Source organism: Escherichia sp. E10V10 (assembly GCF_004211985.1).
GTDB lineage: Bacteria > Pseudomonadota > Gammaproteobacteria > Enterobacterales > Enterobacteriaceae > Escherichia.
Window position 1 is genome coordinate 286,758 of record NZ_RHJO01000010.1, and the last position, 14,459, is coordinate 301,216.

At 49.5% G+C, this 14,459-nt stretch carries 16 protein-coding genes; 6 read left to right on the top strand and 10 right to left on the bottom strand.

From position 1 onward, the window contains the following. Positions 1–7: 7 nt before the first annotated feature. Genes citE through citC form a run of 3 tightly spaced genes read right to left on the bottom strand, consistent with a single transcriptional unit; the run spans position 8 to position 2,282 of the window. Positions 8–916, bottom strand: coding sequence for a citrate (pro-3S)-lyase subunit beta (citE, locus tag D9736_RS14735; RefSeq protein ID WP_000622357.1), 909 nt, complete (start codon positions 914–916; stop codon positions 8–10). Next, complete coding sequence (gene citD, locus D9736_RS14740; protein WP_000700703.1) at positions 913–1,209, bottom strand: citrate lyase acyl carrier protein; 297 nt, start codon at positions 1,207–1,209, stop codon at positions 913–915. Before citD ends, citE begins: the two co-directional genes overlap by 4 nt. Positions 1,210–1,223: 14 nt before the next feature. Beyond that, positions 1,224–2,282, bottom strand: a complete 1,059-nt coding sequence (citC, locus tag D9736_RS14745; RefSeq protein WP_130258604.1) for a [citrate (pro-3S)-lyase] ligase — start codon at positions 2,280–2,282, stop codon at positions 1,224–1,226. Positions 2,283–2,660: 378 nt separating this feature from the next. Here citC and dpiB point away from each other — a divergent pair, with 378 nt between their 5' ends. After that, complete coding sequence (gene dpiB, locus D9736_RS14750; RefSeq protein WP_130258605.1) at positions 2,661–4,319, top strand: sensor histidine kinase DpiB; 1,659 nt, start codon at positions 2,661–2,663, stop codon at positions 4,317–4,319. Beyond that, positions 4,288–4,968, top strand: coding sequence for a two-component response regulator DpiA (dpiA, locus tag D9736_RS14755; protein ID WP_130206469.1), 681 nt, complete (start codon positions 4,288–4,290; stop codon positions 4,966–4,968). Before dpiB ends, dpiA begins: the two co-directional genes overlap by 32 nt. Before the next feature lie 38 nt (positions 4,969–5,006). On the opposite strand, the gene dcuC is transcribed toward dpiA, so the two are convergent. Then, entirely contained in the window at positions 5,007–6,392 is a 1,386-nt protein-coding gene (dcuC, locus tag D9736_RS14760) for an anaerobic C4-dicarboxylate transporter DcuC (RefSeq protein WP_130206471.1), read from the bottom strand. Positions 6,393–6,953: 561 nt separating this feature from the next. Between dcuC and pagP the strand changes: the two genes are divergently transcribed. Both pagP and cspE read left to right on the top strand, forming a co-directional pair. Continuing rightward, entirely contained in the window at positions 6,954–7,514 is a 561-nt protein-coding gene (gene pagP, locus D9736_RS14765; RefSeq protein WP_130258606.1) for a lipid IV(A) palmitoyltransferase PagP, read from the top strand. Between the two features lie 174 nt (positions 7,515–7,688). Next, complete coding sequence (gene cspE / locus D9736_RS14770) at positions 7,689–7,898, top strand: transcription antiterminator/RNA stability regulator CspE (RefSeq protein ID WP_000034825.1); 210 nt, start codon at positions 7,689–7,691, stop codon at positions 7,896–7,898. A gap of 53 nt (positions 7,899–7,951) precedes the next feature. Here the strand turns inward: cspE and crcB are convergent, their stop codons facing one another. After that, a complete protein-coding gene (gene crcB / locus D9736_RS14775; RefSeq protein WP_130206475.1) occupies positions 7,952–8,335 on the bottom strand; it encodes a fluoride efflux transporter CrcB in 384 nt (127 codons plus the stop codon). A 92-nt stretch (positions 8,336–8,427) separates the two neighbouring features. Between crcB and D9736_RS14780 the strand changes: the two genes are divergently transcribed. Next, positions 8,428–9,216 carry a deaminated glutathione amidase gene (locus tag D9736_RS14780; protein ID WP_130258607.1) on the top strand — a complete coding sequence of 263 codons (789 nt, stop codon included), beginning with the start codon at positions 8,428–8,430 and terminating at the stop codon, positions 9,214–9,216. Positions 9,217–9,344: 128 nt separating this feature from the next. After that, complete coding sequence (gene tatE / locus D9736_RS14785; RefSeq protein WP_064528973.1) at positions 9,345–9,548, top strand: twin-arginine translocase subunit TatE; 204 nt, start codon at positions 9,345–9,347, stop codon at positions 9,546–9,548. Between the two features lie 99 nt (positions 9,549–9,647). On the opposite strand, the gene lipA is transcribed toward tatE, so the two are convergent. The 5 genes from lipA to rlpA form a co-directional block, all read right to left on the bottom strand. Further along, positions 9,648–10,613 (bottom strand): lipoyl synthase, encoded by a 966-nt coding sequence (gene lipA / locus D9736_RS14790; protein WP_000042625.1) that lies wholly within the window; start codon positions 10,611–10,613, stop codon positions 9,648–9,650. 302 nt (positions 10,614–10,915) lie between these two features. Beyond that, positions 10,916–11,557, bottom strand: coding sequence for a lipoyl(octanoyl) transferase LipB (gene lipB, locus D9736_RS14795; RefSeq protein ID WP_130258608.1), 642 nt, complete (start codon positions 11,555–11,557; stop codon positions 10,916–10,918). Positions 11,558–11,656: 99 nt separating this feature from the next. Continuing rightward, a complete protein-coding gene (ybeD, locus tag D9736_RS14800) occupies positions 11,657–11,920 on the bottom strand; it encodes a DUF493 family protein YbeD (RefSeq protein WP_130206481.1) in 264 nt (87 codons plus the stop codon). A 109-nt stretch (positions 11,921–12,029) separates the two neighbouring features. Then, entirely contained in the window at positions 12,030–13,241 is a 1,212-nt protein-coding gene (gene dacA, locus D9736_RS14805) for a D-alanyl-D-alanine carboxypeptidase DacA (protein ID WP_064528971.1), read from the bottom strand. A 140-nt stretch (positions 13,242–13,381) separates the two neighbouring features. Further along, positions 13,382–14,458: an endolytic peptidoglycan transglycosylase RlpA gene (gene rlpA, locus D9736_RS14810; protein WP_130222594.1), complete on the bottom strand. Its 1,077-nt coding sequence runs from the start codon at positions 14,456–14,458 to the stop codon at positions 13,382–13,384. Position 14,459 lies beyond the last annotated feature (1 nt).

Sequence of the window (14,459 nt, forward strand, 5' to 3'; positions counted from 1 at the left end):
GATTGCCTTATTCTTCGCGGATGCCGGAAAGTTCTGCACGGGAGAGCACCAGACGGGCGCGATCGATAACCGGACCGTCAACCATCTTGCCGTTCAGGGAAACGACGCCAAGGCCTTCGCGAGCGGCGGCTTCAGCGGCTTCTACGACGCGGCGTGCGTGATCCACTTCTTTCTGGGTTGGAGCGTAGAGGTTGTGCAGCAGATCAATCTGACGCGGGTTGATCAGCGATTTGCCGTCAAAGCCCAGCTGTTTGATGTGGGCGGCTTCTTGCAGGAATCCGGCTTCGTTGTTGGCGTCGGAATAGACGGTATCGAACGCCTGAATACCCGCAGAACGTGCGGCCTGCAAAATAGAGCAGCGAGCGAACAGCAGTTCAGTTCCTTCCGGGGAGCGTTCTGTACGCAGGTTGCGCACGTAGTCTTCTGCACCGAGGGCGATACCGATCAAACGCTCGGAAGCGTGAGCGATTTCCACCGCGCGGGTAATGCCCAGCGGAGATTCAATCGCCGCCAGCAGCCCCGTGCTGCCGGGTTCGCGACCGCAGGCTTTTTCAATACGTAGGATCTCTTTTTCGATATCCAGAACGTCCTGAGCGGTATCGGTTTTCGGCAGACGCACAACGTCTGCGCCACCGCGAACGACGGCTTCCAGGTCGTTAACGCCCCATTCAGAATCCAGTGCGTTAACACGTACGATGGTTTCAATATCGCGATACAGCGGATGTTGCAGCGCGTGGTAGACCATACGACGTGCGGTGTCTTTTTCACGCAGCGCCACGGAGTCTTCGAGGTCGAACATCAGAGCATCAGCTGGGTAGATGAAGGAGTTGCTGACCATCGCGGCATTGGCACCAGGCACAAACAACATGCTGCGGCGGGTGCGAGTTTTACGTTGTTGCAGCGAAGCGGAAATCATTGGCAATCCTCCCATGGCAGCGCCGGGATACCGCTGGCGCGCGCCAGCAAGGCTTCCAGTCGTGCACGTAAAATGCAGTCCAGTGCGCCTTTGTCATCGACATTCAGCTGTACGCCGCGCACGTTATAGCGGGCGAGAACGTCCAGAATGGTGGTGCGAATCGCATCGCCAAACTGTTTCTCAACGCTGCTGTTGATTTGCAGGTCGATATCCTGCGTATCGAGTGGGGCGATGCGTATCATCACATCCCCAGACTCAAGGGTGCCTGCAACGGCGGGCTGGTTTATTTTCATTTTTCACCTGTTTCTTATGCGGGGGTCTTTTGACGAACTGCCGCGTCCTGGCGGGCGTGTTCAAGCAGATTCTGCAAGTAATGCAGAGTGGGTGCCGGGACCAGTGGCGCGATAGCCGTGAGATCGTTTTTCACCAGCAGTTGACGTACCCGGGAAGCGGATATCGGCAGTTCCTGGTAACGCAGTCGCTCAATTTCAACCAGTTCGATGGGCGGTGCGGAGATGGTCGGTGTTTCCAGCCAGTAGCGCATATCCTGGTTGTACTGGGCGGTCACGCGACAAATGGGTTCAGTACCAACAAAGCGGTGAGTAACGCCCAGCGCGGGCGCGAGGTACTGACGGAAAATTTTCAGGTCAATTTCGGTGTAACAATGGTTGATGACGCTCTGTTCTTTAATGAAGTAGCAGGGGAACGTGGCGCGGGAGATGATGTACTCGGAGCCGCGATGCACGGTCAGACGCGGAATATCGGCGGTGCCTTTTAACACCAGATCTAACCGGTCGTCATAGGGAAAGCGTGAAGAATCTTCTTTGACTAAAAACAGATGCAGCCAGTCGCACTGTGCCGCAGCTTGTTGAATCAGATAACGGTGGCCGTTAGTAAAGGGATTGGCGTTCATGACGATACAGCCAATCTTCTTCCCTTCATGACGGAATTTCTTCAGCGATTCGGCATAGCGTTTCAGACGTGTGGCGCTATTTTCCATCAACACCATCACGCCAGGTACGCTGGTTAACGTGTAGAAACCGCACTGACGGAACAGCGCCTCGTATTCGGTTTTGGTATAAATAAACAGATGCGTGCTGTGCCGTTCATAGGCGAGGTTTATCAGTTCGGTGGCTAATGTCAGCGCCAGTCCTTCACCGCGAACTGATTCACTAATAGCGACGCACTTAATGATATTTCCGGCAATTCCGCCGCAGGCAATAAGGCGGTCGTTACGGATTACGGTAATAAATACCTCGACCGTGGTGTCAACACTCAAATCATTTTCATGCAGAAAGTGGGTAATTTCCGCCATCTTTTTATTTTCTGAACGTTTTACCCGGGTGAAAATATCATTGCCGAACATAATAAATAGTATCCTGAAGGTGCATGTTGTTATCGGGTTGCAACAAATGTTGTTCGATGTAGCAAATTGATAACCTTTTATTTTCAGTTGAGAGAAAGGGCTGTGAGTGAGGTATTTCTGTTTCTCCTTTCGCCATACATCCTAAGGAGTATTGCATCGTGAAATTTTGATTTATTTCACATAGAGTTAGTGGTTTTTTATTTATTTAATGGTTTTAAGTTTTTTAATTAATGTAATTACGAATTGACCCATAGGTTTAATTGATTTAATTGATTTAATGAATGAAATTTGTCACGATCATATTTGATATTTATAAATCGAGATTCAACATTTTAATTACATCCGCCAAAAAACAGGGCTTACCCCGCAAGGAAAACAATGTTGCAGCTTAATGAGAATAAACAGTTTGCTTTTTTCCAACGACTGGCGTTCCCGCTGCGTATTTTTTTGCTGATTTTGGTGTTCTCGATATTTGTCATCGCTGCGCTGGCGCAATATTTTACCGCCAGCTTTGAGGACTATTTAACGCTTCATGTTCGTGACATGGCAATGAATCAAGCGAAAATTATTGCCTCCAATGACAGTATCATCACTGCAGTGAAAACGCGTGACTACAAACGACTGGCTACTATTGCCAACAAATTGCAAAGAGATACCGACTTCGATTATGTGGTGATTGGTGACCGGGATTCGATCCGCCTTTACCATCCTAATCCGGAAAAGATTGGTTACCCCATGCAGTTTACCAAACCGGGAGCGCTGGAAAGAGGGGAGAGTTACTTCATCACCGGCAAAGGGTCGATAGGTATGGCAATGCGCGCCAAAACGCCGATCTTTGATGACGATGGCAAAGTCATTGGCGTGGTGTCGGTGGGGTATCTGGTAAGTAAAATCGATAGCTGGCGGGCAGAGTTTTTATTACCGATGGTGGGCGTGTTTGTCGTGCTGTTAGGCATTCTGATGCTGCTGTCGTGGTTCTTAGCTGCGCATATCCGCCGCCAGATGATGGGGATGGAACCAAAGCAGATTGCGCGCGTGGTCCGCCAGCAAGAGGCGCTTTTTAGTTCGGTTTATGAAGGGCTGATTGCGGTGGACCCGTATGGGCATATTACTGCCATCAACCGCAACGCAAGAAAAATGTTGGGGCTGAGTTCCCCCGGACGGCAGTGGCTGGGCAGACCTATTGCAGAGGTTGTCAGACCGGCTGATTTCTTTACCGAACAAATTGATGAAAAACGTCAGGATGTGGTAGCGAATTTTAATGGTCTGAGCGTTATTGCTAATCGCGAAGCTATTCGTTCTGGTGATGATTTGCTAGGTGCAATTATTAGTTTTCGTAGTAAAGACGAAATATCTGCCCTTAATGCGCAACTGACGCAAATTAAACAATATGTCGAAAGCCTGCGCACACTACGTCATGAACATCTCAATTGGATGTCTACGCTCAATGGTCTGTTGCAGATGAAAGAGTATGATCGTGTGCTGGCGATGGTTCAGGGGGAGTCCCAGGCTCAGCAGCAACTTATTGATAGTCTGCGTGAAGCATTTGCCGATCGCCAGGTGGCGGGGCTTCTTTTTGGTAAAGTGCAGCGCGCCCGGGAGCTGGGGCTAAAAATGACGATTGTTCCAGGCAGCCAACTTTCACAACTACCGCAAGGGCTGGACAGCACTGAATTTGCGGCGATAGTGGGCAACTTACTCGATAATGCCTTCGAAGCCAGTCTGCATAGTGATAAAGGGAATAAGACCGTCGAATTATACCTGAGCGATGAAGGCGACGACGTGGTAATCGAAGTGGCCGATCAGGGCTGCGGCATTCCAGAGTCTCTTCGCGACAAAATATTTGAGCAGGGCGTCAGTACGCGTGCTGATGAACCCGGTGAGCATGGCATTGGGTTGTATCTTATTGCCAGCTATGTAACGCGCTGCGGTGGAGTTATCACTCTCGAAGAGAATGATCCCTGCGGTACTTTATTTTCAATCTATATTCCGAAAGTGAAACCTGATGACAGCTCCATTAACCCTATTGATCGTTGAGGACGAAACACCGTTGGCAGAAATGCACGCGGAATATATTCGTCACATTCCCGGCTTCAGTCAGATATTGCTGGCGGGAAACCTGGCGCAGGCCCGAATGATGATCGAGCGTTTTAAGCCGGGGCTTATCTTGCTGGATAACTATCTCCCTGATGGTAGAGGCATTAATTTGTTGCATGAGTTGGTGCAGACGCATTACCCCGGCGATGTGGTGTTTACCACTGCCGCCAGCGATATGGAAACGGTATCTGAGGCTGTGCGCTGCGGTGTGTTTGATTATTTAATCAAGCCAATCGCTTATGAGCGTCTGGGGCAGACATTAACTCGTTATCGCCAGCGTAGACACATGCTGGAAAGCATTGATAGCGCCAGTCAGAAGCAAATTGATGAGATGTTCAACGCTTACGCTCGCGGTGAACCAAAGGATGAGCTGCCAACTGGCATTGACGCGTTGACGCTAAACGCAGTGAGAAAACTGTTCAAGGAGCCAGGTGTGCAACATACGGCTGAGACAGTAGCGCAGGCTTTGACCATAAGCCGCACCACCGCGAGACGTTATCTTGAATATTGCGCCAGCCGACATCTGATCATCGCCGAGATTGTTCACGGCAAAGTCGGCCGGCCGCAGCGCATTTACCACAGCGGATGAAGAGAGTGCCGGAGGACGCGCTCCTCCGGCCTGGGGAATTACTTACCAGCAACCGCGGCGGTAGTACCGGGCACCATCAACTCTGTAGCCACAATGACAATCACCAGCCCAACAAGCACCGGCACCGAGGTGCGTTTAACCACTTCAAAAGGTGATATTTTAGCCATCCCCGCAACGGCAACCACCACGCCAGAGACTGGCGAAAGCGTGCGCCCCAGGTTTGACGCCTGCAGCATCGGGATTGTCAGGTACGCCGGGTTAATGCCGGAAGAGTGTGCCAGTTTCGGGATCATCTCAACAAAGGCATAGAAAGGCGCATTGCCGGAACCCGTGGTGACTGCTGCCAGCATTGTCAGGATAACCAGCACCAGCATCAGGATAATGCTCGCCGAACCGAACGAGGTGGCGATTGAGATCAGGCTCTGGATAAAGCCGATGGTGCTAAGGCCCTGAGCGAAAACCCCTGCGGCAACTAATAACATGACTACGTTAGCGAAGGCATCAGCCATGCCGCGGTAAGCCACCTCGAGGCCCGAAAAGACTTTTTGCGTATTAAAGCCGCGAAGAAATTCCAGAACAGAGGCAATCAGCATACAGATCACCAGAATGGTGATGATGTGCAATTGCGGACCCCATTTGCCGTCAAAAAATAGCACGCCAATGATCGGTGTAAACGGCAGAATGGCGTAAAACGCGGGCGCGGTGGTTGTGATTTCGCTGACATCTAACATTTCATGAGAGATGTGCTCTTTTTTGTCCAGATAACGCTGCCAGAAAAAGTGGGCAATCGCCATGCCGATAATCGCGGCAATTGAGATAGGAAGTGTTGTTTTGAAGGCGAAGTCAATCAGCGGCATTTCAGAAGCCTGTGCTGCCAGCACCACATCACCAGATGTTGGTGCGAGAATAATTGCTGCTGGTGAGGCACAAATGGCAGCTGCCGCGCCGCGACTGATACCAACGTTCACCATCACCGGGAACAACGTTGCCATCAGTAAAACGCCAAGACCGGTTGCGGAAGAGACTGCCAATGACATCAGACAGGCGACAAAGTAGGCGGCAATCATCAGCAGGTAAGGGGAGTTAATGTACTGCAGCGGTTTTGATGCCAGTTTGACAACCATATCGTTCGCGCCGATGTGGGTCATATAAGCGGCAAAGCCACACAGCATCATGATCATCATGCCGAGATCGCCGCCACGGCTCATCAGTAATATTTTAATGTATTCAACGATATCTGTGGCGCTGTAGCCAGTGGAAGTCTGGCTGGAGGGTAAAACTTTGTGTCCCATTATAGCGCTGATGATCAGCAGTAGCAGGCCGCCAACAAATAGCACCCCGGTGGCGGAATACCCTTTAATGATGTAGCGAGCTACACCCACAATAACGACAACCCCAATAAGGAGTTCAATAAATGTCTGCATATTCTTTCCTGTCTCCAGAATCTACAATAAATAATAAAAAAGTCCTAAAATAAGAAAAAAATATGCCGAATAAATTGACATCGGATGCTGATTGAAATCAAGAAAGCTGTCATTAAGACATTGATGTTGTTGTTTTTATACCTGGATAACAAAATTTATTTTAGGGGGAGTAATTACAACATGGTGATGTTTATAAACTGATGAATAATTGATGCGATTTTGTTAATTAATTTATGGTATTTTGTCCGTCCAAAAAATAATCTTGTCTGTGTATCATGTGGCAATGCAAACAATGATTTTATTGATGTTTTATTGTATCTAATTGAAAAATAAATGAATGATAATTATTTTTATGGGTGTAACTTTTATTTGCATGAGTTGTTCTTTAGCTGAAAATATTTCTTAGTCTCCGGAATAATCCGATGGTTTTATTAGTAAATTTCATGAAATAAATTTTTCCAGACACTCGGATTATTCTTTATGTTTGCCTTGTTAAGGTTGTATTTATTTTTCTTTGGCTATGCTGGTAATATATTTTTGATAAGTTTTCTGTGGTTGCTAATGGGCGCTAGTAAATGTGTTACCGTATTTTCCTTTACTTTTATTCAGTTAATCAGCATTGAAGAAGTTTCTGCTAGTGCAGAGCAATGGATTGCGACATTTAAAGATAATGTCGCAGAAACCTGGCTGCGGCCAGAACATTATGATCTGTATATTCCCGCCATTACCTGGCATGCACGTTTCGCTTATGACAAAGAAAAAACCGATCGCTATAACGAAAGACCGTGGGGTGGCGGTTTTGGTCAGTCACGTTGGGATGAGAAAGGCAACTGGCACGGTTTGTACGCGATGGCGTTTAAGGATTCGTGGAATAAATGGGAGCCCATTGCCGGATACGGTTGGGAAAGTACCTGGCGACCGCTTGCCGATGAAAACTTTCATGTCGGTCTGGGATTCACCGCTGGTGTGACGGCGCGTGATAACTGGAACTACATACCTGTTCCGCTGATACTGCCATTGGCTTCTGTGGGCTATGGCCCTGCGACTTTTCAGATGACCTATATCCCTGGCACTTACAACAACGGCAATGTTTACTTTGCCTGGATGCGGTTTCAGTTTTAGACAAGTCACGTTTTAATAAAAGCCTTAAAAATCAGTGTGTAATGAAATTAACATCAAAAATAACGCGACTTTTATCACTTTTTAGTAAAGTTGCACTGGACAAAGCGTACCACAATTGGTGTACTGGTAACCGACACAGCATTTGTGTCTATTTTTCATGTAAAGGTAATTTTGATGTCTAAGATTAAAGGTAACGTTAAGTGGTTTAATGAGTCCAAAGGATTCGGTTTCATTACTCCGGAAGACGGCAGCAAAGATGTGTTCGTACACTTCTCTGCAATCCAGACTAATGGTTTTAAAACTCTTGCTGAAGGTCAGCGCGTAGAGTTCGAAATCACTAACGGTGCCAAAGGCCCTTCTGCTGCAAACGTAATCGCTCTGTAAGATACGTCAGCAAGAATTCAAAACCCGCTTATTCAGCGGGTTTTTTTTGGTCTTCAGTGTGCGGTTGATGCTGAAAATAGCCAAAAAGCCAGTGCGGTCATGGCAAAGGAACCTAACAGGTTAACGAAGACGTTCAGTAGCGCCCAGCCAAAACGCCCCTCCTGCAATAAAAACACCACTTCTGCCGAAAATGTTGAGAAAGTCGTTAGCCCGCCACAAAAACCAGTGGTGATTAATACTTTCCACACCGGATCGATATTAGTCATGCGGCTAAACCAGGCAAACCCCATTCCTATGATAAATGCCCCAATCAGGTTTGCTGCCAGAGTTCCGAGTGGAATAGCCTGGTGCAGTGGGTTAAACCGCATACTTAACATCCATCTCGCCACGCTTCCCGTACCACCACCAATAAAAACTGCTAAAAGGAGTTGTAACACAGCTAAATCCTGCTATTTGATTTGTATGAGTGATAAGTTTAACGCCGAATATTCGTCGTTGGCGAATTTTACAACTCTGACAGGAGGTGGCAATGCTGGTTGCCGCAGGACAATTTGCTGTTACATCAATATGGGAAAAGAACGCTGAGATTTGCGCCTCGTTAATGGCACAGGCGGCGGAAAACGACGTATCGCTGTTTGTCCTGCCGGAAGCGCTTCTGGCGCGCGACGATCTTGACCCGAATTTGTCAGTTAAATCGGCACAGTTGCTGGAAGGGGAATTCCTCGGACGTTTACTGCGGGAAAGTAAACGTAACATGATGACGACGATTCTGACGATTCATGTTCCCTCAACCCCTGGGCGCGCGTGGAATATGCTGGTGGCGCTGCAGGCGGGGAAAATTGTCGCCCATTATGCCAAATTGCATCTCTATGATGCGTTTGCCATTCAGGAATCGCGCCATGTGGATGCAGGTGATGAAATAGCCCCTTTACTGGAGGTTGAAGGCATGAAAGTGGGGCTGATGACCTGCTATGATTTACGCTTTCCAGAGTTGGCATTAGCCCTGGCATTACAGGGCGCGGAAATCCTGATCCTGCCAGCGGCCTGGGTTCGCGGGCCACTCAAAGAGCACCACTGGTCAACCTTGCTAGCCGCTCGTGCTCTGGATACCACCTGTTATATGGTGGCAGCGGGGGAGTGCGGGAACAAAAATATCGGGCAAAGCCGGATTATAGATCCCTTTGGCGTCACCATTGCGGCAGCGGCAGAAATGCCAGCGCTCATTATGGCGGAAGTGACGCCCGAACGTGTGCGTCAGGTGCGTGCGCAACTTCCCGTCTTAAACAACCGTCGCTTTGCGCCGCCGCAATTATTATGATGTTTTTTTACTCGGCGCTTGATTCACCTTGTTACAGATTGCTATTGTGTGCACGCGTCGAATGACCGTTAATATTCTCTGGTTTTTAAGGCGCGTTCTGTTGCCAGTTTTATGTCAAGAAGGTATCTATGGGTGAGATTAGTATTACCAAACTGCTGGTAGTTGCGGCGCTGGTCGTTCTGCTGTTTGGGACTAAGAAGTTACGTACGCTGGGCGGAGACCTGGGAGCGGCCATTAAAGGGTTCAAGAAAGCGATGAATGATGATGACGCTGCGGCTAAAAAAGGCGCAGACGTTGATATTCAGGCTGAAAAGCTCTCTCATAAAGAGTGACGTGGCGAGCAGGACGCTCCCTCAATATCTTGTTCGATAAAAAAACCCGCTTCAGATAGCGGGTTTTTTATCAGACAGATGTAAGCAATTATTACGCGACTACTTAACTTCCATCCCTTTCGCCTGCAAGTCGGCGTGATACGAAGAGCGGACAAACGGACCGCATGCAGCATGGGTAAAGCCCATCGCCAGCGCTTCGGCCTTCATTTCATCAAACTCATCCGGGCTAACGTAGCGTTGTACCGGCAGGTGATGGCGGCTTGGCTGCAGATATTGCCCCAGTGTCAACATGGTTACACCATGGCGGCGCAGATCGCGCATGACTTCAATAATCTCTTCATTGGTTTCACCCAGTCCCACCATCAAACCGGATTTGGTTGGGATCTCCGGATGCGCTTCTTTAAAGCGTTCCAATAGTTTTAGCGACCAGTTGTAATCTGCGCCCGGGCGTACCTGACGGTAAATACGCGGTACGTTTTCCAGGTTGTGGTTGAACACGTCTGGCGGCGTGGCGGTCAGAATATCCAGTGCGCGATCCATACGACCACGGAAATCCGGCACCAGAGTTTCAATTTTGATTTCCGGGCTTTTTTCCCGGATGGCAGTAATGCAATCCGCAAAGTGCTGGGCTCCGCCATCGCGCAGGTCATCGCGGTCAACGGAGGTGATAACCACATAACGCAGCGCCATATCAGCAATGGTCTGCGCCAGTTTTACCGGCTCGTTGGCATCCGGGGCGACCGGGCGACCGTGGGCAACGTCACAGAACGGACAACGGCGGGTACAAATGGCGCCGAGGATCATAAACGTTGCTGTGCCGTGGTTGAAGCATTCTGCCAGGTTAGGGCAGGAGGCTTCCTCACAGACAGAATGCAGGCCATTTTTGCGCATTGCGGCTTTGATGCCCTGGATACGTGTAGAGTCCGCGGGAAGCTTGATTTTCATCCATTCCGGCTTGCGCAGCAGGGCTTCGCGCTCTGTTGCCACGTTTTTAACCGGGATAAGGGCCATCTTATCGGCATCGCGGTATTTAACACCGCGTTCCATCACAATGGGTTTACTCATAGCGTGCGTGTTCCAGTTGCGAATTACGAAGGAAAGCGTTTCAATTCAATGGATTGTTGTAATTATCAACTATTTTTGAATTAACGACTGGCAGTATATCATTGAAACGGCCCAGAAAGCAGCCAAAGCGGTCGCGAAAATGTAAAATTGTTGTTGGTTTGTGCCATTTTATCGTTCTGCGCTGTGAACGCTATGTAACGATACTTTTTCAAAACACATTCGATAGCATCAGTTCCCCGCGAAGCGCTGGAACACGCTGACTACAATGACCCAATATGATTTGGGTCATTAATGAGGGGGAATTAAGCAGGGATATATTCTACGTCAGGATTTTTGAGTAGCGCTAAAATATTTGCCAGTAAGCGTGGTGCAATATTATCGGTGGTCGCATCAGGTTTCCATTGTGATATTTTTGTCATTTCCATCCCGGCATAACCACAAGGGTTGATACGTAAAAATGGCGAAAGATCCATATTGACGTTTAATGCCAGACCGTGGAATGAACAGCCGCGGCGAATACGCAATCCGAGCGAACAAATTTTCTTTTCCCCAACGTAGACACCTGGAGCATCAGCCCGAGGGTGCGCTTCAATATCCAGCTCGGCCAGGGTATTCACTACCGTTTGTTCGAGCAAGGTCACCAGTTCACGCACGCCCAGCTTCCTACGTTTGAGGTTAAGCAACACATACATCACCTGTTGCCCCGGCCCGTGATAAGTTACCTGGCCGCCGCGATCGCTCTGGATCACCGGAATATCACCCGGCATTAAAATATGTTCCGCTTTACCTGCTTGTCCCTGGGTAAATACAGGATGGTGTTCAACCAACCAGATTTCATCAAGGGTATTTTCATCACGGGTATCGGTGAATTCATGCATAGCCTGAGAAATAGGCTCGTAAGGTTGAAGGCCGAGCTGGCGGACAAGAATTTTATCCTGATACAAAACGGCATCTCCGTGGAGAATGAGTAAAAGTGGGGAAAATTATATCACAGCGAGGGGAGGGGAGTTACCCGACCAGAGGCCGGGTAACGGAGAAGCGAATTACAGAACCATACGGACGATATCGATTTTGCCCAGTTCTTCGTACAGAGTTTCAACCTGCTCGATATGAGTGGCGTTGATAGTGATAGATACCGAGTGGTAGTTGCCTTTGCTGCTTGGTTTTACCGTTGGGTTGTAGTCACCTGGCGCATGGCGCTGTACCACTTCAACCACCTGATCAACCAGCTCAGGTAACGCCTGCCCCATTACTTTGTAGGTAAAAGGAGTAGGGAATTCAAGCAGTTCGTTAAGTTTGGTTTTCATGTCAGCTCCGGCGTAACGTAATTAAATAGCAACTCCCGCCAGAGGGCGGGAGTTTTTTACTGATGCTTAGTATATGGGGGCGGAAATTACACTTTCAAGTGTTCAATTTTTAGCCAAACCAGTGATGGAACATTAATTTAATGTAATCAATGATTTTGCCGAAGAAGTTACCTTCCGGAATTTCCTGTAACACCACCAGCGGGCGTTGTTCGATAGTTTTGCCATCAAGCTGGAAGTTGATGGTGCCAACGACCTGGTTCTTTTGCAGCGGCGCATGCAGTTCGCTGCTGTTCAGCACGTAGCTGGCTTTCAGGTCTTTCATACGGCCACGCGGAATGGTCAGGTAAACGTCTTTATCAACCCCTAACGAAGCGCGGTCAGTATTACCAAACCATACCGGCTCAGAGGCGAACTCTTTGCCAACTTTCAGCGGGTTAACCGTTTCGAAGAAACGGAAGCCCCAGGTCAGCAGTTTTTTACTTTCGGTTTCACGGCCTTTGAACGTGCGTCCGCCCATGACTGCGGAGATCAGACGCATCTGACCTTCCGTTGCGGAGGCGACAAGGTTGTAGCCAGCCTTGTCAGTATGGCCAGTTTTGATACCGTCGACATTCAGGCTGTTATCCCATAGCAGGCCGTTACGGTTGAGCTGGCGAATACCGTTAAAGGTAAACTCTTTCTCTTTATAGATAGCGTATTCGTTAGGGACATCACGAATCAGGGCCTGACCGATCAGCGCCATATCACGTGCGGAGCTGTACTGACCGTCAGCGTCCAGACCGTGTACAGTCTGGAAGTGGGTATTTTTCAGGCCCAGGGCGTTAACGTAACTGTTCATCAGACCAACGAAAGCATCCTGGCTACCGGCGGCGAAGTCAGCCATGGCAACACAAGCATCGTTACCAGATTGCAGGTTGATACCACGGATAAGCTGAGAAACCGGTACCTGCATGCCAGGTTTGAGGAACATCAGCGAAGAACCTCTGAACACCGGGTTACCGGTGGCCCAGGCGTCATTGCCGATGGTCACTAAATCAGATTCTTTGAATTTACCTGCTTTCATTGCCTGGCCGATAACGTAGCTGGTCATCATTTTGGTCAGACTTGCAGGGTCGCGACGGACATCCGCATTTTGCTCGGCGAGCACTTTGCCGGAGTTATAGTCGATCAGGATGTAAGACTCCGCGTCGATCTGCGGTACACCCGGGATCATGGTTTTGATATTCAGGTCATCGGCATGTGCAGCAGAGATAAAGGCTGTGCAAAGAGCCGTGGTGAGCGCCAGGCGCTTCATGATACGAGCGGAAAAAATGGTATTCATGGTCTGAACTACGACATCCGTGATGGAATTTAAAATAAGTGCCCTACTATAGCAAATGCACTACCGCCAGGCATCTGACTTTCCGCGTGACTTTGTTAACGTCATTTACAGAAATTGACATTTCAGATGCCTGCTTTACGTTATTGCGCGGTGGTAATAAATGACTGTAATTGGGCTTCGGTTTGTAAACGTTGCTGTAAGGCACTGGCTTCAGCTTTGTTGGCGAATGGACCAAGCTGAATACGCCAGACCGCGCCGTTTTGGGTCACGCGACCGGGTACGCCGAACTTTTGTCCCAGTTGCTGTTGATACTGTTGCGCGCGTGCCTGATCGCTAACGGCCCCCACTTGCACCATAAAGTTACCGCTGGCGCTTTGCGAAGCGGCTTGCGGTGTCACCATTGCAGGTGTTGTTGCAGGTGCCGAGACAACGGGCTGTGGTGCAGGTGTCGGTTCGCTGCCTTCCAGTACGCCGGGCGCCAGGGTAGTCGGCGCGCCGAGGAAGCCGCTGCTGGTTACCGGCGCGCCGGTCGGATCTTCGCTTTTCAGCGTCGAGTTGCTGACCGGGAGAATATCACCCTGCGGGACAGACATAGAGTTTGTTCCGCTGCCGCCGTTTAAATCGGGCGGCGCAGGCAGGGCGTAAGTCTGTTTGGCAATGGTAGTACAAGCCATGCCTGGGCCAGAAAATGAACCATCCTGGGCGACGATAATAGGATCGATACGAACTTTTGTATTGTTCGAGGTGTTAAGACGGTCAGCTGCCGCGCGTGAAAGTGAAATCACACGGTCGTTGCCGTAGGGACCGCGATCGTTAATGCGCACCACGATCATCCGCCCGTTAGCCAGGTTGGTGATTCTGGCGTAGCTGGGGATGGGGAGCGTTGGATGCGCCGCCGTCAGCTGCGTTGGATCAAATGCTTCGCCAGATGCTGTCAGATTGCTGCCAGGTTCGGCATCATAAATGGCTGCAAGGCCCGCCTGGCTAAAGCGTGAAGGGTCCTGCACGATTTTGTAGCTTCTGCCGTCGCGCTGATAATCCTGATTTGCCGTCGCGTTCAGTGGTTCGAAACGTGGTTCCGCCCCGCTAATTTCAACTATAGGGCCGTTACATACCGCAGGCTGCGGCACACTTACCGTCTGTTGCTGACCATCATCGCTAGTACATGCCGCGAGCATTCCTGCCGCGATGCAGATCCCGAGCCACTGCTTACGCATT